Origin of the sequence: Hymenobacter jejuensis (assembly GCF_006337165.1) — a bacterium.
GTDB lineage: Bacteria > Bacteroidota > Bacteroidia > Cytophagales > Hymenobacteraceae > Hymenobacter > Hymenobacter jejuensis.
The window spans coordinates 1,344,166-1,363,023 of the sequence record NZ_CP040896.1 but is presented as its reverse complement, the minus strand read 5'-3'; the positions used below and the strand labels follow the sequence as shown (position 1 = coordinate 1,363,023).

General features: G+C 55.7%; 18 protein-coding genes. 9 read left to right on the top strand and 9 right to left on the bottom strand.

The window, feature by feature from the left end; all coding sequences use genetic code 11:
- Nucleotides 1–20 precede the first annotated feature (20 nt).
- The 6 genes from FHG12_RS05435 to FHG12_RS05410 all read left to right on the top strand — a co-directional run bounded on the left by FHG12_RS05435 (nucleotide 21) and on the right by FHG12_RS05410 (nucleotide 8,678).
- Nucleotides 21–431, top strand: a complete 411-nt coding sequence (locus FHG12_RS05435; RefSeq protein WP_139514764.1) for a hypothetical protein — start codon at nucleotides 21–23, stop codon at nucleotides 429–431.
- A gap of 118 nt (nucleotides 432–549) precedes the next feature.
- On the top strand, nucleotides 550–3,630 hold the full coding sequence (locus FHG12_RS05430; protein ID WP_139514763.1) for a two-component regulator propeller domain-containing protein: 3,081 nt from the start codon (nucleotides 550–552) through the stop codon (nucleotides 3,628–3,630).
- 170 nt (nucleotides 3,631–3,800) lie between these two features.
- Nucleotides 3,801–4,454: a response regulator gene (locus tag FHG12_RS05425; protein ID WP_139514762.1), complete on the top strand. Its 654-nt coding sequence runs from the start codon at nucleotides 3,801–3,803 to the stop codon at nucleotides 4,452–4,454.
- Nucleotides 4,455–4,918: 464 nt separating this feature from the next.
- Nucleotides 4,919–5,713, top strand: a complete 795-nt coding sequence (locus tag FHG12_RS05420) for a 3'-5' exonuclease (protein WP_139514761.1) — start codon at nucleotides 4,919–4,921, stop codon at nucleotides 5,711–5,713.
- A 352-nt stretch (nucleotides 5,714–6,065) separates the two neighbouring features.
- Nucleotides 6,066–7,217 carry a DUF937 domain-containing protein gene (locus FHG12_RS05415; protein ID WP_139514760.1) on the top strand — a complete coding sequence of 384 codons (1,152 nt, stop codon included), beginning with the start codon at nucleotides 6,066–6,068 and terminating at the stop codon, nucleotides 7,215–7,217.
- Nucleotides 7,218–7,337: 120 nt separating this feature from the next.
- On the top strand, nucleotides 7,338–8,678 hold the full coding sequence (locus tag FHG12_RS05410; RefSeq protein WP_139514759.1) for an OmpA family protein: 1,341 nt from the start codon (nucleotides 7,338–7,340) through the stop codon (nucleotides 8,676–8,678).
- Nucleotides 8,679–8,928: 250 nt separating this feature from the next.
- Here FHG12_RS05410 and FHG12_RS05405 read toward each other — a convergent pair whose 3' ends face one another.
- The 5 genes from FHG12_RS05405 to nuoK all read right to left on the bottom strand — a co-directional run bounded on the left by FHG12_RS05405 (nucleotide 8,929) and on the right by nuoK (nucleotide 14,526).
- On the bottom strand, nucleotides 8,929–10,332 hold the full coding sequence (locus FHG12_RS05405) for an NADH-quinone oxidoreductase subunit N (protein WP_139514758.1): 1,404 nt from the start codon (nucleotides 10,330–10,332) through the stop codon (nucleotides 8,929–8,931).
- A gap of 18 nt (nucleotides 10,333–10,350) precedes the next feature.
- Nucleotides 10,351–11,808 carry a complex I subunit 4 family protein gene (locus FHG12_RS05400; RefSeq protein ID WP_139514757.1) on the bottom strand — a complete coding sequence of 486 codons (1,458 nt, stop codon included), beginning with the start codon at nucleotides 11,806–11,808 and terminating at the stop codon, nucleotides 10,351–10,353.
- A complete protein-coding gene (locus FHG12_RS05395; RefSeq protein WP_139514756.1) occupies nucleotides 11,808–12,155 on the bottom strand; it encodes a superinfection immunity protein in 348 nt (115 codons plus the stop codon). The genes FHG12_RS05400 and FHG12_RS05395 overlap by 1 nt, the downstream gene beginning before the upstream one ends.
- A 12-nt stretch (nucleotides 12,156–12,167) precedes the next feature.
- Nucleotides 12,168–14,108, bottom strand: coding sequence for an NADH-quinone oxidoreductase subunit L (nuoL, locus tag FHG12_RS05390; RefSeq protein WP_139514755.1), 1,941 nt, complete (start codon nucleotides 14,106–14,108; stop codon nucleotides 12,168–12,170).
- Between the two features lie 85 nt (nucleotides 14,109–14,193).
- Nucleotides 14,194–14,526 carry an NADH-quinone oxidoreductase subunit NuoK gene (gene nuoK, locus FHG12_RS05385; protein ID WP_139514754.1) on the bottom strand — a complete coding sequence of 111 codons (333 nt, stop codon included), beginning with the start codon at nucleotides 14,524–14,526 and terminating at the stop codon, nucleotides 14,194–14,196.
- 259 nt (nucleotides 14,527–14,785) lie between these two features.
- Here nuoK and FHG12_RS05380 point away from each other — a divergent pair, with 259 nt between their 5' ends.
- The 3 genes from FHG12_RS05380 to FHG12_RS05370 are packed head-to-tail and all read left to right on the top strand — an operon-like array spanning nucleotide 14,786 to nucleotide 16,000.
- Nucleotides 14,786–15,346, top strand: coding sequence for an RNA polymerase sigma factor (locus FHG12_RS05380; protein WP_230471303.1), 561 nt, complete (start codon nucleotides 14,786–14,788; stop codon nucleotides 15,344–15,346).
- Nucleotides 15,347–15,359: 13 nt separating this feature from the next.
- A complete protein-coding gene (locus FHG12_RS05375) occupies nucleotides 15,360–15,758 on the top strand; it encodes a hypothetical protein (protein WP_139514752.1) in 399 nt (132 codons plus the stop codon).
- A 32-nt stretch (nucleotides 15,759–15,790) separates the two neighbouring features.
- Entirely contained in the window at nucleotides 15,791–16,000 is a 210-nt protein-coding gene (locus FHG12_RS05370; RefSeq protein ID WP_139514751.1) for a hypothetical protein, read from the top strand.
- An 85-nt stretch (nucleotides 16,001–16,085) separates the two neighbouring features.
- Here the strand turns inward: FHG12_RS05370 and FHG12_RS05365 are convergent, their stop codons facing one another.
- The 4 genes from FHG12_RS05365 to FHG12_RS05350 all read right to left on the bottom strand — a co-directional run bounded on the left by FHG12_RS05365 (nucleotide 16,086) and on the right by FHG12_RS05350 (nucleotide 18,846).
- A complete protein-coding gene (locus FHG12_RS05365; RefSeq protein ID WP_139514750.1) occupies nucleotides 16,086–17,081 on the bottom strand; it encodes an alpha/beta hydrolase in 996 nt (331 codons plus the stop codon).
- Between the two features lie 240 nt (nucleotides 17,082–17,321).
- Nucleotides 17,322–17,738, bottom strand: a complete 417-nt coding sequence (locus FHG12_RS05360) for a TolC family protein (protein ID WP_139514749.1) — start codon at nucleotides 17,736–17,738, stop codon at nucleotides 17,322–17,324.
- Between the two features lie 63 nt (nucleotides 17,739–17,801).
- Entirely contained in the window at nucleotides 17,802–18,095 is a 294-nt protein-coding gene (locus FHG12_RS05355; protein ID WP_139514748.1) for a hypothetical protein, read from the bottom strand.
- A 241-nt stretch (nucleotides 18,096–18,336) separates the two neighbouring features.
- Entirely contained in the window at nucleotides 18,337–18,846 is a 510-nt protein-coding gene (locus FHG12_RS05350; RefSeq protein ID WP_139514747.1) for an NADH-quinone oxidoreductase subunit J family protein, read from the bottom strand.
- Nucleotides 18,847–18,858: the final 12 nt, after the last annotated feature.

Sequence of the window (18,858 nt, the reverse complement as noted above, 5' to 3'; positions counted from 1 at the left end):
GGCTTCCTTATTTTACCCGAGTGAAAGAAGTAAAATACATCCGTTGGAAGGCAATGGTATTCGTGGCTTTTGGCGCTTCCATTTCCTTCGTCGGAGCCTATTTATGCTCAGACTTTGAGCGCATTATTTTAGGTATAGCAGTTTTTGTATTTGGTGCCTTGCTCATGCATGTTGGGCGCCTGCGCCTCAGGGAGAACGATGTGCTACTACGGCTGACGCCTGAAGCCATATGGACAAAGGAGTTTGGGTGGCAACCATGGAATAAGATGGTAGTGGAATTGGACCGAACTCAGCGAGCATTTACAGCTACATTAGAGATCCACCGTCCGAACGATGCCACGCCTCGTTTCTTCGAATACGTGTCGCACTTAACAATAAGTGAAAACGAACTGAGGCAATGGCTTGAGCGCTTTGCGTCTAATCAGAAGTAGCCTTTCGTCTTTTGGGGCCTGCTCCTTTGCCTCCGAAACTGGCCGTAGGCCCGCCCGCCGATTTTTGATAGCTTTAATCGGTTGAGAAGTGCCCCACCGGATCGATTATCTGCTGTGTATGCAACGTATTGTATATCTGATAGTTATGTTTTGGGCGTGTGGGCTGCTAATTCCGGTCCAGGCGGCTGGGCAAGCGCCGCCGCTCACTTTCCGCACGCTTACGTCGGCCAATGGTCTTTCCGAAAATAGCGTCTATGCCATGGTGCAAGACCGGCGCGGGTTTCTGTGGATGGGCACGCAAGACGGCCTGAGCCGCTACGACGGCACCGATTTTCGCGTGTTTCGCAACGATCCGCAACGACCAGGCAGCCTGAGCAGCAACTTTATTCTGTCGCTTTGTCAAGACCACAAAGGCGCTATTTGGGTCGGGACGGGCGGAGGCGGCCTCAACCGCTACAACCCGCTGACGGATACGTTTCAGGCATTCCAATATGACCCAGCCAGCAGCACCAGCCTTGCCGACGATTTTGTGCGGGCCGTGTTTTGCGATGCAACCGGCCAAGTCTGGGCTGGCACCGAGGGCGGCTTACACCTGTTTGACGCTGACAAAGGGCGTTTTCACCGTTTTCGCCACGATGCCAGAGAAGTTGCCAACGTCCGGCGCAACTCCATTCGGGCCATTGCCCAAACCCCCGACGGCACATTGTGGGTCGGTACGGGCGAAGGCCGCATCAGCCGCGCCGATCTGGCCAGCGGCCGCCTAGTGCCGCACCCGCATTGGGTGGCGGCAGGCCCCGTTACGGCTCTGATGGCCGACCAAAAAGGCGGACTTTGGGTCGGTACCGAAAACGAAGGACTGCGGTATTTGCCCGCCGACGGTAGCCCGATTCGCATTTTTCGCCACTCGGCTGAGCCGGGCGCCCTGCCCGCAAATGCGGTGCACACCCTTTTGCTCGACAAAGCACAAACGCTGTGGGTGGGCACGGGAGCCGGGCTTAGCCGCTATCAGCCTAGTACGGGCTCTTTTAGCACGTATCAGCACCAGCAGGCGGTGCCACAAAGCCTGCCCGACGACGCGGTGCAAAGCCTGTATCAAGACCGTTCGGGCCTGCTCTGGGCAGGCACGGAAGGCGGCGTCAGCAACTTCGAGGCCGAGCCGCCGGCTTTCATTACGTACCCCATCAGCACCAACCCAGGCGCCGTGTGGGCCGTGAGCGAAGACGCAGCTAGCCGGGTCTGGGTCGGTACCGAAACCGAAGGACTGGTGTGCTACAACCCCCTTACGAAGCGCCGGACGGGGTTTCGTCACGATCCGCAGGACCCGGGCAGCCTCAGTCAGGATTTTGTGCGGGCGTTGTGCTTCGACCGGCGCGGCCGCTTGTGGGTAGGTACCCAAAGCCAGGGGCTCAACTGCTTGGAGCCGGGCGCCCGCCGATTTGTGCATTACCGCCACCAGCCGGGTCAGCTCAACAGCCTAAGCGACGACTTCATTCGGTCGGTGTACGAAGACCCGCAGGGCCGGCTGTGGATTGGCACGGAAGGCGGCCTCAACCTGTTTGATCCAACTTCCAAGCGATTTATCGTTTTTCGGGCCAACGCTGCTAATCCTAATGGTCTGAGCAACAACTTTGTACGGGTAGTGCTGCAAGACCGACGCGGGATGATCTGGGTGGGGACGGGTGGGGGTGGCCTGTGTCGCTACGACCCCCAAACGGCGCGTTTTCGTACCTACCGTTCCAATCCGCAGGACCGCAAAAGTCTCAGCAGCAACTTCGTGCGCGCCATCTTAGAGGATCACACCGGTACTTTATGGATCGGGACGGAAGGCGGCGGATTCTGTATGCTCGAAGATCCGGAGAAAGGCTATTTCAGATCGTTCAGGCAATCAATGGGGTTGCCTAACGATGTGGTATACAGCGTGTTAGAAGATAAAGAAAACAACCTGTGGCTGTCCACTAACAAAGGCATTGCGCGCTTTACCCCCCGCAACGGCCAAATCCATACCTTCGACACCCGCGACGGCCTGATTCAGGACGAATTCAATGCGGGCGCTTCGCATCTGGGCCGCAACAGCGGTCGCCTGTATTTTGGGGGTGTAAACGGCTTGGTCGTATTTCGTCCTGAGCAGGTGCGCACCAACCCGACCCCGCCGCCGGTAGTGTTCACGAACTTGCGCAAGTTCAACCAAGCCGTGGAGCTGGATACCAGCATCACCGAGCGCCGCGTCCTCCGATTAGCGCCCGAGGACTATTTCTTCACGGTCGAATTCGCGGCGCTCAACTTTCGGCTGCCCGACAAAAACCGCTACGTCTACAAACTGGAAAACTTTGATCCGGCGTGGGTGCAGGCGGGGGGCCGGCACGAGGCCACGTACACGAACCTGCCGCCGGGCACCTACACGCTGCGGGTGCGGGCGGCCAACAACGACGGCCTGTGGAACCGGCGCGGGGCGGCCCTGACGGTGGTCGTGGCCCCGGCCTGGTACCAGACCTGGTGGCTGCGCCTGGCCGCCAGCTGGGCGGCCTTCGCCCTCTTGTTCGGCCTCTACCGCCTGCGCGTGCGCCAGCTCTTGGCCCTGGAGCAGGTGCGCCACGGCATCGCCCGCGACCTGCACGACGACATGGGCTCGACCTTGAGCAGCATCTCCATTTTGAGCCAGGTGGCGCGCACCCACCAGCAGCAGCAGCGCCCTCAGCAGGCGGCGGCCGTCTTGGAGCAGATCGGGGAGAGCTCGCGGCGCATGCTCGACGCCATGGACGACATCGTCTGGGCCATCAACCCGGCCCACGACGCGGTGGAGGACGTCACGGCCCGCATGCGGGCCTTCGCCTCCGAGGCCCTGGAGGCGCGCGGCATCGCCCTGGCCTTCCGCGTGGCCCCCGAGGTGCGGGGCCTGGCCCTGGCCATGCCGGCGCGGCGCGAGTTTTTTCTTTTGTTCAAAGAAGCCGTCCACAACCTGGCCAAGTACGCCCGCTGCCGGCAGGCCACCGTCACGCTGGCCCGGCCCGCCGCCCACCGCCTGGTCTTGACCGTGCAGGACGACGGGGTGGGCTTCGACCCGCAGGCCCCGGCCCAGGGCGGGGGCCACGGGCTGGCCAACATGCGGGCCCGGGCCCGGGCCCTGGGCGGCCAGCTGGCCCTGTGCACCGCCCCCGGCCGCGGCACCACCCTCACCCTGACCATCCCCGTGAATGGGTAACCTAAAAAGGTTATTATATAAATGCATGATTGTCAAATATTTATATAATGCTTGAGTATTGGCCTTCTCAAGAGTTAGTTGCTTTCTGAGAAGGCGCTCACATGATTATGTGGTCTTGTTTTGGGGCGTAAGGATGTATCTTGGTAGGGTTAATATTCTGCCTGATTCTCATGGAAGCGCCCACTCGCGTACTTATTTACGAAGACAATGCCGACCTGCGCACCAGCCTTAGCCAACTCCTGTCCGGTTACCCGGGGCTGGAGCTGGCGGGTGCCCTCGGCAACTGCATGCAGGCCGAAACCGACATCGCGCGCCTCTCGCCCGACGTGGTGCTGATGGACATCGACATGCCCGGTATCAGCGGCATCGAAGGCCTGCGCCGCATCAAGGCGGTAGCGCCGAAAGTTAATGTGGTGATGCTCACGGTGTTTGAGGAAAACGACCGCGTTTTCGATGCAATCTGTGCTGGGGCCGATGGCTATTTGCTCAAGAAAACGCCTCCAGCCAAGCTCCTCGATGCCATCGGAGAAGTGCGGGCCGGGGGCGCCCCGATGACGCCCGCCATCGCCCGGCAAGTGCTGCGTTTGTTTCCGAAAGCGCCGCCCAAAGTGGTCGCGGAAGATGCCGTCACGGCCAACCTCAGCGCCCGCGAACAGGAAATTCTGAGCTTGCTAGTGGAAGGCTACAGCTACAAAATGATTGCCGCCGACCGCGGCATCAGCCTCGACACGGTGCGCTCGCACATCAAGAAAATCTACGAAAAGCTGCACGTCCGCTCCATGACCGAGGCCGTTTCGAAGGCCTTGCGCCAAGGGCTTACCTAAAGCAAGTGCCAACGGGTAAGCCACTCACATCATCATGTGATTGACAAGGGCAGGCCTCGCCTGTATCTTCCTGCTGACCAACGACTCCGGAAAATTCGTTTCGTGACGAAGCGATGCGGAACCGTCTGGTGTATTCTTAGCCGTCTATCGTTATGCCCAAACCACGCCGTCAAGTAATCATAATGATGGTGGGCCTCTGGCTCACTGGTCGTCCCGCACTAGCCTGATCGTTATCGGCCATGCCCGCCCCAGATCGTCTGGGCATCCCTAGACCGCGCCTGCTTGATTGCCCCGAGGCTATCAAGCAGGCTTTTTTGCGATCGTGCAGGTCCGGTATCTGATAGATACTCAAAGGTTTGGCTTTTTAGCTTGAAAAATGCTGTTTAGTAGTATCAGGCAGGCAGTGTAGCTTCTGTGCCCGAATCGGCTATCTTCGGAGTCAGAACCCCGTCAGTGAGCCACCTATGCAAGTACTTCGCAAAGTTCCGTTCGAGCAGATTTTCGTTCTCGACATCGAAACCGTGCCGTGCGTAGGTTGCCACGACGAGCTAAATGAAATGCTGCGACTGCTCTGGGAGCACAAATGCCATGCCCTGCGTCGCGAAAAAGGTTGGAATTCGAGCCGCCTCGACGTCGAGCCGCTGCCGGATTTTCTGCATGCGGCGACGCTGTTTGAGCAGGCCGGCATTTATGCTGAGTTCGGCAAAGTCATCTGTATTTCGCTGGGTTGCTTCTACTTCGACCGGCAGGAAGAGCAGATGCGCTTCCGGGTAAAATCCTTCGCCGACCACGACGAGAAGCAGATGCTCAGCGAGTTTGCGCACGTACTGGACCGCAAACCGCAGCACATACTGTGCGCTCACAACGGCAAGGAGTTCGATTTTCCGTATCTGTCGCGGCGTATGCTCATCAACGGTCTTACGCTGCCGCCCCAGCTCGACATCGCCGGCAAGAAGCCGTGGGAGATTCCGCACCTCGACACCATGGAGCTGTGGAAGTTTGGCGACCGTAAGTCCTTTACTTCCTTGCCGTTGCTGGCGGCCATGTTCAATATCCCGACGCCCAAAGACGATATCAACGGGTCGGATGTGGCGCGCGTGTACTACAACGAGCAAGACCTGCCGCGCATCGTGAAGTATTGCCAGAAAGACATTATCACCACGGCCCGCTTGCTTCAGCGCTTCCGCGGCGAAGAGCCCTTTTCCGACGAAGCTGTTGTGTATGCCGACGAATGGAATGCAGTGATGCGAAAACTGTAAATGGTTGATTACAAAGTATTTATATTGATGCCTTTGGGTGGTAAAATACCGTAATCTCTTTGCATCGGGTGCAGAAGTTGAGGTCCCGCCCTTTCCGAATTAAGGAAAGAGGCGGGGCTTTTTTAGAATCCTAAGTTAGAAAGAAAGGCTGCGCTGCCCCTTGCCAACTTTTGCCAGACGCGGCTCGTATTGGTGACAGTTGTCGTTTTATGGATGAATATATTTATAAATATTTATGAAATAATATAACTAAATCACTATCCAAGCGATGAATTACGGGTATGGTTATTGTAAATAAGACTATAATTTATTGTATATTACTTAGTAGTAGCTTGCCTCACGTAATCTATCCATGTCAGTCGCCTTATTAGAAAAGGTTAAAAGCTACCTCGCTGGTGACGCCGTGCGACTAGCTAGCACGGCATTGGGAGAAGACGAGGCCTCGGTGGCGAAAGCTTTCAATAAAGCTATTCCGCTGGTAATGAAAGCCTTTCAGGATTTGTCTAACCGGCCAGGCGGCACGGATATTCTCCGGAACATGACGCGCGATGCTCACGCCGCGGGCTTGGTCAGCAACGTCGAACAGGTAATAGCCCCCACTGGCGTTTGGCACGAGCGTGGCAAAGAGCTGATGCGGTCGATGCTGGACGAAGAATATACAGGCCAGGTCGAGGCAATTGCCCAAGGCTGCGCGCTCCCTGCTTCGGCAGTGGAAAACCTGCTGAGCATCGCGGCGCCCATCACGCTGGGAGCGATGGGCCAGCAAGCCGCAGAGCAACGCCTAGATGCCATTGGTTTGGGCAAACTGCTGCGCAGCCAGCGCCTCACCGATGCGGCTACGCCTGTAAGCATGAGCAGCGGCGCGCCTTGGACAATCATCAGCGCAAGCGGTGATCTCGGTGCCGACAACCAACACGGCAAATCCAATCCGCTGGCCGGTTTCGACCCGCAGAAGTTCTTGCTGCGGGGGCGCAATACCCGTTCGGTGTGGCTGGCTTTGGTGGCAATTGCTGTAGCCATTGGTGGCTACTTGCTGGGGCACAACAGTTCTTCAGCGGCTCCGGACAGCAGCTTGTCGGCAACCCCTGCAACGAGCGTGAGCGACGCCCAAATGCCGCCCAGCGTGGCGGCGCAAAACCGCTACGACAAGCTCGCCAGTGATTACGTGTACAAAGAACTGCCCGCGGAAGAAGCTGCGGGCTCCGATCCGGCACTGTCGGCCTCCAGCACAAATTCGCCCAGCACTACTGCCCCCAACCCGGAACGCGCGGCTATCCCCAAGCTCAGTAGCGAAACCAATACCAACACAGCGGTGAGTAGCTCGGCCAAACGCCGGACGACGCGTACGCCGGTCCGCCGCACTAAAAAAGCTGCTGGTTTTCTGCGCTCGGTTGGTTCGCGCATCAACCGCCTGTTCCGTGGCTCGAAAACGCAACGGAAGCAGCGCTACAAAACCAAACGGAGTAACGCTGCAGTATGTCCGTGCACGCACCCAGTCAAATGAAACATATTGGTGGCGCTGCTTGCATATTGACTGATTTTCAAAAACTTGATACCTGATACAAGGCTGGTTGATTTCCCTGCTTTCTCCCAACTGGCCCTCCCACCTAAAACTTCTGCTGTTATGTCCCAGAACCTACTCGACAAAATCAAAACCCACTTTGCCGGCGAAACCGTGAGCCAAGTCAGTGTGGCAGTGGGGGAAAACGAAGCAGCCGTCAGCAAAGTCCTCACGCGGGTTATTCCGATCGTGCTGGATAGCTTTATTGAGCTAGCTGACCAGCCCGGTGGCACCGAGGTGCTGTGGGGCATGACGCGCGAAGCAAGCGAATCGGGCATTCTTACCAACCTTACCCGCTCAGTAAGCTCTGGCGGAGGCTGGCTCAACCGCGGCGTTGAGCTAACCAAGTCCTTGCTGGATGAGCGCTATACGACTACCGTCGAGTCGATTTCGCGCACTTCGGGCGCTCACGCCACGGCAGTGAGTAGCCTGTTCGGCATGGCCGCTCCCGTGACATTGGGCGTATTGGGGCAATATTCCGCCGAGCACGGCTTCGACGCGGGCGACCTAGCGCGGTGGCTACAAACGCAAAAAAACACCGTAGTAGGTGCGATGAAGCCGGAAGTAGGAGGCGGAAGTATAGCGCCGTGGACAAAAATTGGTGGCCCTTCGGAGGCCGTGCCGCTCAATGGCTACGAGTTGGACGCCCGCCCGTCCCATTCCGGCGGGCACCTCTACGCCCACCAGGAAACGGTAGCGCAGGGCAAAGGCCCGATGCGCTGGATTCTGCTGGGCCTGCTGCTTGTCGCGATTGCCGCGTTGGTGGAAGTCGGCTTTTTCCTGGGCCAACGGCGTGGGGGAGTAGATGCCAACGGGCTCGGCGGCGATACCGCCAGCGCTACTAGCGCTACTGATAAGGGCGGAAACTCCGCCGTAGCTGCGCCGTTGGCGGGCCGTTATGATAAGGCTTCGGGCAACTTCATTTATGATACGGGAGCGCCGACGCTACTGAAACTAGCCGACGGCTCCCGCCTGATGGCCGGCACCAACTCGACGGAAAGCCGCCTCTACCAGTTCCTTGCGGATGACAACATACAAGTCGATTCGGTCAATCGCACGAAAGGCTGGATCAGCTTCGACCGAGTGTATTTCGAGCCGAACTCCTCCAAGATCACCGGCGAATCGCAGCAGCAGCTACAGAACATCGCCCGTATTCTGAAGAGCTTCCCGAATGCCAAAGTGAAAATCGGGGGCTACACCGACAATCACGGCGAGTTCAAGCTGAACCTGAAACTGAGCGAAGCTCGTGCTACCGCCGCCATGGCCGAATTGGTGGATTTGGGCATTGATGCCACGCGCATCGTAGCCAAAGGGTACGGCCAGAAAATACCCATCGCCAGCAACGACACCGACGACGGCCGCGCCCTCAACCGCCGCATCAGCATCCGCGTGACGCAGAAATAGCGTTCGATTTCGATATAACTACATACAAAAGGGGCTCCTGCAAAGCAGGAGCCCCTTTTGTATGTAGTTGATAATTAATTACTTATAGTTGTTCGTGTAAAGGCTCTTTTGCGAGGTAGCCCGTCATCTTGTACTGATTGTGGCAGTGTTTGTGTAACTGCTTAGCTCGGCACAGCACTCTGCTGTCTGGGTATAAAAAAGGCGCCCTTCATGAGGCGCCTTTTTTGTAAAGCAACACAGGCTGTACCTGCTACAAAACCCCAGTGAAAATACCGGGCAGGATTCCAAGGAGGACGGTAAGCAAAGCCAGTACCACCAACACCACCGCCTGAAACGTGCCCACCGCAATGGGCTCAGTTGCGTCGGCCTCAGCCGGGCGCATGTACATGGCGATAACGGGGCGTAGGTAATAGTAAATGCCTACCATCGACATCACCACGGCGAATACCACGAGGCCAATGTATCCTTTGTCGATGGCAGCGCCGAACAGGAAAAACTTGCCGAAAAAACCTCCGGTCAGCGGAATGCCCGCGAGCGAAAGCATGGCTACGGTCATCACAAACGCCAACAGCGGATTGGTGCGGGCCAAGCCATTGAGCGCCGTGTAATCTTCGCGCTGACGTTGATCAGAAACGAGCTTCAACACCCCGAAAGCCGCCACAGTAGCGATGGAATATGCCAGCGAGTAGAAGAAAATGCCGTTAGCTGACAGACCGCTAAGTGCGCCATTAAAGGCCACCAAGCCAATCATCAGATAGCCCGCATGCGAAATGCTCGAATAGGCCAACATGCGCTTCACGCTGTTTTGGGCCACGGCGCCCACGTTGCCAATAAGCAAAGTCAGCACGCACATCGCGATGATGGTCGGGATCCAGAAATTCTGAGCGGCTGGGAAAGCCTGCACCAACAACTTGAGGAAAGCGGCAAAGCCGGCGGCTTTTACCACGGTGCTCATGAAAGCGGCAAAGAACGTGGGCGTGCCTTCGTACACGTCGGGCGTCCAGAAATGGAAAGGTGCCGCCGATACCTTGAAGCCTACCCCGATCAGCATCATCAGCAAACCGATGTAGAGCATAGGCTGCATCGAAGCGTTGGCCGGGTTGGCTACTGCTTCGCCAATCTGCGACACGTAGAAGGCACCCGTTGCGCCATATACCAGCGCAATGCCGAACAGCAGAATGCCGGTGGCAAACGAACCCATCAGGAAGTATTTCAGGGCGGCTTCGTTCGAGCGCACGTTGCGCTTGTCGGAGCCGGCCAGCACGTACATCGAAATGCTCAGGATCTCAATGCCGACAAACAGCATCAGCAGGTTTTCGTAGCTCACCATCATGATGGCGCCCACGAGTGAAAACAGCAGCAGCGAATAGTATTCGGCGAGGTTGGCTTCGTCGTCGCGCACGTATTTCTGCGAGAAGGGCAGCAGCAACACCGTCGTCAGGACCACAATGCCGGTAAAGGCAACCGAGTAGCGGTCGATGGTGAGCATGTTGTTGAAATACGACTGCGAAGCCGAATTCCAATCGTACGCGTTGGCTCCGAATACCACCACCAGAATGATCATGGCCACCGGAAGCAGCATCCGGTTGGAGCGCAGGAACCCTAGGAAAAGGTTGACGATGCCGAGAACGGAGAGCAGAATAATAGAAGTCATGTCGTCGGGATCAGGAGCTTAGCGGTTTATCATGGTGATAATCTGCAGGATAGCAGGCTCGGAAATGCGCAGGAACACATTCGGAAACAGGCCGATCCAGAACACCATGATAATCAAGGGAATAAGGACAGCCAATTCGCTGCCGCTCAAATCGCGGATAGCGGCCGAAAAAGAAGAATCGGGGCCAAGCATCACGCGTTGGAACATACGCAGCAGGTATACGGCCGCAAAGATGATGGTCAGGCCAGCCACGGCGCCTAGCCAGTTATTGTATTGATATACACCGCCCAGCAGCAGAAACTCGCCTACAAAACCATTGGTCAGCGGCAGGGCAACCGTACCAAGCAAAATCACGAGGAAGGTTACGGAAAGCAAGGGCGTACTGCGGGTCAGGCCGCCGAGCTCGGGAATCTGGCGGGTGTTGGTGCGGCGCTGGATGATGTCGGCGATAAAGAACATGCCCACCACGTTGATGCCGTGCGCCAGCATCTGAACCACGGCGCCTTGCATGCCCATCAGGGTAATCGAAAACACGCCTGCCGCCATCAGGCCCACGTGAGAGAGCGACGAATACGCGATCAACCGCTTCATATCGCGTTGGCGAATGGCGATGATGGCGCCGTAAATGATGCCGATAACGGCCAAAATCATCACGACCTTATCCCACTGGCTTACGCCTTTGGGCACAATCGGCAGCAGCCAGCGCAGGCAACCGTAAATGCCCATTTTCAGCATGATGCCCGACAAGAGCATGGTAGCAGGAGCGGGGCTTTCGGTGTAGGTATCAGGCTGCCACGTGTGGAAGGGAAAAATCGGCATCTTCACGGCAAACGCTATGAAAATCAGCCAGAAGAGCCAAGCCTGCTGGGCCGCACTCAGGTTCAGGTTGTAGAACGCAATGATATCCGACGAGCGCATCGCTCCGTTGACTCCCGTCTGGAAATAGAGATATACGAAGGCGGCCAGCATAAACAGCGAGCCGATAATGGTGTACAGAAAGAACTTAAACGTAACCTGAATCCGGCGCTCACTGCCCCAAATGCCTGCCAGGAAATAGATCGGAATAAGGGCTACTTCCCAGAAGAAGTAGAACAGGAAGGCGTCCAGCGAGATGAACACGCCAATCAGCCCCGTTTGCATAAACAGGATGAGCGCGTAAAAAGCCGAAGCATTGGGGTAATCGTGGCGAAAAGAAGCCAGAATAATCAGCGGCACCAGAAAGGTGGTGAGCAGCACCAGCAGCAAGCTGAGCCCGTCGATGCCCACGTGAAAATTGATGCCTGCTGAGGCAATCCACGGCACGTTCACTTCAAACTGCGCGCGGGCAGTGTGCTGGGACGTAACCGCAATGAAAATTGCCAGTGCGAATTCGACCAGTGACGCGCCAAAAGCCATCACGCGTGCCGCTTGGCCTTTGGCAAAGTGCAGCAACAGCGCGGCCGCCACGGGAAAGAGAAGTAAGAGGACAGTCAGCATTAGCTAAGCAGGTTGTTCTTTTGGCGCTCAAATTCTGTCTGTGTGAGCACGCCTTGATCACACAAGTTGCGCAGCTTAATTATCTCATCGGCTACTGAAGCCTTCGAAGTAGCATTAGCTCCCGAAGAAATAGCTGAAGTAATAGAATCACTGCGCAACGCGAGGTAAAGAGAAAAAACCCAACCAATTATAGACCATCCTGCGAGTAAATTGATCACGAACAGAGTCTTAAAGTCAGGCTTCTTACGCCCAATCAGGGAGGGCAAAAAGTAGAGGAAGAGAATAGGAAGGCGCCACAGAAAATCTACGAAGGTCAAATTCTTCAAGAGGAACTCTGCTGTGCTCATACCTCTTTTGATTTATAGCCGGAAGAAGTTCAGCGCCAGAATCACTACAATCCCGATTACCATCAGCATCAGATACAAGCCGATGGTACCAGTTTGCACATAGCGCAGCAGTTGCCCGCCGCCTAGGGTAAGACGACCAAAGCCGTTTACAATTGGGTCGATAACTCCTTGCTCGACAAACCGATACAAGCCTTTCGACAGTGCCATCGACGGACGCACAAACAGCGCATCGTACAGCTCATCGACATAGTACTTGTGATACACTAAGCTCTCAGGAGCAGAGCGTTGCGATTCATCTGCAACTGGGCGTACGCCGCGGCTCACGTATTGCACGTAGGCCAGGATGATGCCGAGCAAACCAGCTGCTACCGACAGGCCAATCAGCATTAGCTCGGTATTGTGATCGAGTTCTGCTGCAAACGCCTCAGGATTAAGGCGTTGCGAATACGTGAATATTGGTGCCAGATAATCGGCCAGGTAATGCTTGCCTAAGATCATCGGGGCGCCCATGAAACCACCAACGGCTGCCAGCACAGCCAGAATGATCAACGGCAGCGTCATGGAAGCGGGCGACTCGTGCAGGTGATGCTTCTGCTCTTCAGTACCGCGGAACTCGCCGAAGAACGTCAGGAATAGCAGGCGGAACATGTAAAAAGCTGTCAGGAACGACGTGAACAAACCGATGGCCCACATGAGCTTATTGTGCTCATATACATGGCTCAGGATCTCGTCTTTCGAGAAGAATCCCGAGAACGGCGGAATACCGGAGATAGCCAGGCAGCCAATCAGGAAGGTTAGGAACGTGATGGGTAAGGCTTTGCGCAGGCCACCCATTTTGCGGATATCCTGCTCGTTGCTCATGGCGTGAATCACGGAGCCAGCCCCCAGGAACATCAGCGCCTTGAAGAAGGCATGCGTCAGGACGTGGAACAGCGACGAGCTATAGCCCATTACGCCCAAGGCCAGGAACATGTAGCCGAGCTGCGAAACGGTAGAGTAAGCCAGTACCTTCTTGATGTCATTTTGCGCGAGACCGATGGTAGCGGCGAAGAGCGCCGTGGCCAAGCCAATGATGCCCACAACTTCGAGCGTCGTAGGGGCGAGGGTAAACAGCACATTGGCGCGCAACACCATATAAATACCGGCCGTCACCATCGTAGCCGCGTGGATAAGCGCCGAAACGGGCGTCGGGCCAGCCATGGCGTCGGGGAGCCAGGTATAAAGCGGCAGCTGCGCCGATTTGCCCATGGCACCCACAAAGAGCAACAGCGTAATAGCGGTCACGACACCGGTTCCAACCTGAAGCTGTGAAGCTTTCTGGAACACCTCGGCGTACTGCACCGAGTCGAAGGTGAGATAGATCAGGAAGATGCCCAGCAGAAAGCCTAAGTCACCGATGCGGTTGATAATGAAGGCTTTCTTGGCGGCGTTATTGTAGTCGGTGTTCTTGTTCCAGAAGCCGATCAGCAGGTAGGAGCAGAGCCCTACGCCTTCCCAACCGATAAACAAAATCACGAAGTTGGCGCCCATAACCAGCACCAACATGCTGAATATAAACAGGTTGAGAAACGAGAAAAACTTCCCGACGTTCTCGTCGTGGTGCATGTAGCCGATGCTGTACACGTGAATCAGGAAGCCAACTCCCGTGACGAGCAGCAACATGATGAGGCTAAGCTGGTCGATCTGGTAAGAAAACGGAATCTGGAAGGAGCCGACCGAAATCCAGTCGAACAGCGTGACCGTGTACTGGTACTGGAAATTGGCAAACAGAAAGACCGAAATCGCGAACGAGCCCAGCACCGTCGCGCTACCCAAGAACCCAGCTACAGTGCCCGACAGGCGGCGGTTGAGCAAGCCGTTGAGCAGAAAGCCTAAAAAAGGCAGCAGCGGGATCAGAACGTACAGCAGCGTAGAATACGGTGCGCTGGCTGCGGGAATAACAGTTTCTTGCATAAGTTGAATTGTTAAACGGATAAACGTAAGTCATTGATTATCAAATGATTATAAAAAATAACCGTTGATAACACAAGTCGTTAGCTTACCATTTAAGCCTATTCAAAAGATTGACGTCGGTATTCTGGAAGTTGCGGTAGATCATCACGATAATGCCCAGGCCTACTGATACTTCGGCGGCGGCTACGGCCATGATGAAGAACACAAAGATTTGCCCGTTCGGGTCGGCGCGGTAGGCCGAGAAAGCCGTCAGCAGTACGTTCACGGCGTTGAGCATCAGCTCGATGCACATGAAAATGATGATGGCGTTGCGCCGGGTCAGTACCCCGACTACGCCGATGCAAAACAGCGTCGTAGCGAAGAATACGTAATACTGCAGCGGGACGGTGCGGATAACTTCCGGGATGGTCTGTTCCATGTAGTTGGGTCAGCAGACAAAGCAAAGAGCCAACCGAAGCTCGGCTGGGGTGAATTAGCTGGCAAAGGTATCCTGAAAATCGGAAACCGCACAGGGAAATGTAGCAACGATGCCGCGGAAGCAAGCCGCTTTTCAGCGCACGGAGGCGCTACAGACGAGGCGTTGATAAATATCTGGGCGGCATAAAGTATTTTGAAACGAAGTTCGTCTGCTTAACCAGATGGAACCTATAGCCTTAACCGGATTAGCCGCGGCCAACATGACTGGACAAGACCGTCAGATACAGGAGGCCGTGCGCGAGCAACGCGGTCGCTTGCTGGCGTTTATCCGCCGCCGCGTGCCCGACGAAGCCGACGCCGAAGACATTCTGCAGGATGTATTTGGAGAGCTGGTGGAAAGTTACCGCCTGCTCAAGCCCGTGGAAAAAGTGGCCTCCTGGCTTTTCCGCGTGGCCCGCAACCGCATCACCGACCTCTACCGCCGCAAGAAAACTACTTCGCTCGAAGCCGAAGCCTTCAACTACAACGACAACGAGGAAGGCGCTTTGCTGCTCGCCGATGTGCTGCCCGCCCAAGACGACGCTCCCGAAAACCGACTGCTGCGCGAGACGTTGATGGAGGCCCTCGCCGATGCCTTGGAGGAGCTGCCCAAAAACCAGCGCGACGTGTTTGTGTGGCACGAGCTGGAGGGCAAAAGTTTTAAGGAGCTGGCCGAAGAAACCGGCGTGCCGCTTAAAACCTTGATTTCGCGCAAGCATTACGCGGTGCAGCACCTGCGCCAACGGCTCCATGCGCTTTACACGGATTTATTCACTGATTAATCTCCCCACCCATATGAACCGCAAATTTTGGCTGCTTCGCGGCCTGCGCTTTTTGCTTTTTGCAGCCTTGTTTATCACTGCTGCGGGCTTTATCACCATGTACCTCTGGAACTGGCTCGTTCCCAACATCTTCCACGGACCGGTGCTTAATTTTGCCCAAGCCATTGGGCTGCTGGCTCTTTCGCGCCTGTTGCTGGGTGGTTTTCGCGGCGGACCCGGGCAGCATCGCTGGGGCCGGGCTCGCTGGAACCAACACCAACGCGAATGGCGCCAGAAGATGGAAACTCGCATGGCGGCCATGACGCCCGAAGAACAGGAGAAATTCCGGCAGAAGATGCGCGCCAGCTGTGGCCCGCCCTGGATGCGCCGGCAGGCGTCCACCGAAGAGCCTTCTGTGAATCAAGCTGTGTAATTTTTTGTTAATCAATGACTTGTACTTAAATCATGAAGCCTGCCACCGAAAGGAAAGTCATTCGCTGGTTTCATGTGCTGGCCAGTATCCCGATTGTGGGCTACATCTACGGGCCAGTAGCCTCGAAGCCGGAAGCCGCTTTTGCCACTAAGTTTGTCCTGCTGCCGCTGGTGGTGCTAACGGGCTTGTGGTTGTGGAAAGGCTACGCAGTAAGAAGGTGGCTGAAGACGTTTAGTAATTGAGTCGACGCAAAACAGGCCGCGGATATATCTGCGGCCTGTTTTGCGTCATTACCCAGTGGTATGGGTACACGTTCATTCTGTCTATTTATTTACCGTTTAAAACCTTGCTCAAAAAAGCAGCCGTGTAGTTGAGGGTAGGCTCAAACCAGGGATTAAAAAGCGGGAAAGTGTGCGGCGTATCCGGGATGGCGTGGACCTCGTTGTAAATTTTTAATTCGTTGAGCTTGTTGATAAAGTCTGTTCTTCCCGCGTGCATTCTGTCCACGGAGCTATTGATGAACAGGATAGGCGGCATTTTCCCGCTGACGTGATTTAGTGCTGAAGCTTCTTGCCACAACTCCGGCTTCTGACTTTTAGGAGCCCCGAACCAGTATGTCGCGGCCGAAGTCGATTTGCTGTCGTCGCCTTCGCCCGACTCTGGATGGATGAAAGCCAAAATGCCATCTACATCCACTACCGCCTGAACATTGCTAGAAACGCCTCTGTTACAGGTATTTACTTCGTAGCGCTTGTCGCCGTTGGTGGAGCCCATAAGTGCGGCCAGTTGCCCGCCAGCCGAAAATCCCCAGACCGCGATTTTAGTCGTGTCAATAGCATACGCGTTCGCATTCGCGCGCATCCAACGAACGGCAGCCTTCAGGTCATTGACGGCCGCTGGGTAAATGGCTTCCGTGGAAAGTCGGTATTCTGCCGTAACGGTCACGTAGCCTTTCCCAGCCAACTGCTGCGCCATCGGAATGTGGTGGGAGCGGTCGCCGGAGCGCCAGCCACCACCGTGAATAAGCAGCACAGCTGGGTACTTAGCTTTCCGCTTAGCTGTGGGATAGAAGATATCGAGCTTCAAGTTTCGGTCGCCGACGGTGCAATACGTGAGATCCCTTTTCGAAGCAACGCCAGCCGGTATTTTAGGCGTGGCAATGCTGACAGCAGGATATTGTTTTTTGGCTTTTACGTAAGCGCTATGCACCGTAAAAGAAGTGTCGCGTTCTACTGCTTTTTGCTGCGCTTCAACCGAAAAAGAAACGATCGTGAACGCTGCTACTAACAGGCTTTTCAATCTAAAATAGGCTTTCTTACGCATGCGCTTAGGGTTTATGGGGCCGTTGCATGTTAGGCGTTTCCCATGCATCGATAGCTTGGGCATATTACTCAATAATACAGAAAGCGGCACCCGAAGCAGTCAGGTTCCGCTTTTCACGTTTGTCAGCCTGAGCAACGCGAAGGATCTCGCCCGCCGCAGTAATCAATGAGTTAGCGTGGCCCGCAAGATGCTTCGCCAACCTCAGCATGACGTTCGAGTGAGTGAGGTTTTAACTTAATCTCACTCGATACTACCGCCTGCTGCCCAGCGCAGTGTCGCTTGCGTCTGGGCGTATTTGGCTTGCAGCTCCGCCAGCTTCACTTGAGCGCTCACCAGCGAAGCTTCCCGCGCATTGATCAAGAACACCGAGCTTTCGCCGTTCTCGAAGCGGATTTGCTCGCCGTTGCGCAGGGTTTGGGCGTTGCGCACTACCTGTTCTTGCACCCTAAGCTGCCCGTGCAGAGCTTCCCATTCGTTTGCGATGCTGCGAACGGCTGTTTGCACGTCGCGGGTATCCTGCTGCAGACCATACTCGGCTTCGCGGCGCTTGAGCTGGTTGAGCTGGAGCTTGCTGCGTTCCTGGCGCAGAAGCAACGGGTACTGAAAGCTTAGGCCGAGCTTGTAGTTGTTGGAAAAATAGCTCCCGTTCCACAGCATAGCACCCTCTGAGCGAAATGGTTGACCTGTCCGCAGAAGGTTGTAGTCAGTAGATAACTTAGATTAGTTGCCTACAACCGGAAAAGCAATGCTTTCCAAGAACCCAAGGATGTATTTGCCCGCCGATTCGGGTGTTGGGACGTCGGTAAGGGAGGGCAGGTGCTGAGAGAAAAACAGCTGTTTGCGCGCTGCTTCCAGCAGCGTACTCACCAAAGCGTGCGGGAAAGCGTAGGCAGGATCTATTTCCTGAACCACAGTCGCTATGTCGGCGCACAAGCCCTTGTACTCGCGATAAAACCCTTCGTGGTTTACCTGATCGACCTTGTGGGTAAGGTAAGTTTTGAAAGCCTCGGCCACTACCACTCGGTACAAAGCAGCTTCGTCGAGCTCGGGCGTGGTAGCGCTGTCGCGGTGGGCGTTGGTAAGAATGCTCAGGATGAGCCGTAGGCGCTGGCGAGGATTTGCAATGTTGTGCGTATGAAACCGAATCTGGGCAAGGATGGGCCGCTTTAATAAAAACGAGCAAAACGGTTAAAAACAAAAAAGCGGCGACTGCTACTAGTCGCCGCTTTTCAAAGCCTGAGAAAGAAGGGATGTCTTAGAAATTGCGCTCGCCAATTTCCCGCTTGCCTAACATCACAGCGCCTACCATAGCCGCCAGGAATAGCACCGAGGCTAACTCAAAGGGCAGCAAGTACTTCTGGTAAAGCACCAAGCCCAGCTTGTCCACCATGCCGATCTGCGAATTGAAAGTGGCAGCATCGTAGCCGGTAGGTTGAATGTCGCGCATGGCCGCAACCATCACCAGCAGCAGCAAGCCTCCGGCCACCGCAGCCGCTACTTTCGACAGTGCCGATTTGTGCGGCTCGGTATCGGCGTTCAGGTTCAGGAACATGATCACGAACAGGAACAAGACCATGATGGCACCTGCGTACACAATGATGTTTACTGCCGCCAGGAATTGCGCGTTCAAAATTAGGTAATGGCCTGATAATGAGAAGAATGTGAGAATCAGAAAGAGTACACTGTGTACGGGGTTCTTAGCCAATACCACACCCAGCGCACTGAGCAACGCTACAAACGACAGGAAGAAAAAGAGAGGGGACATTCCGTGGGGCTG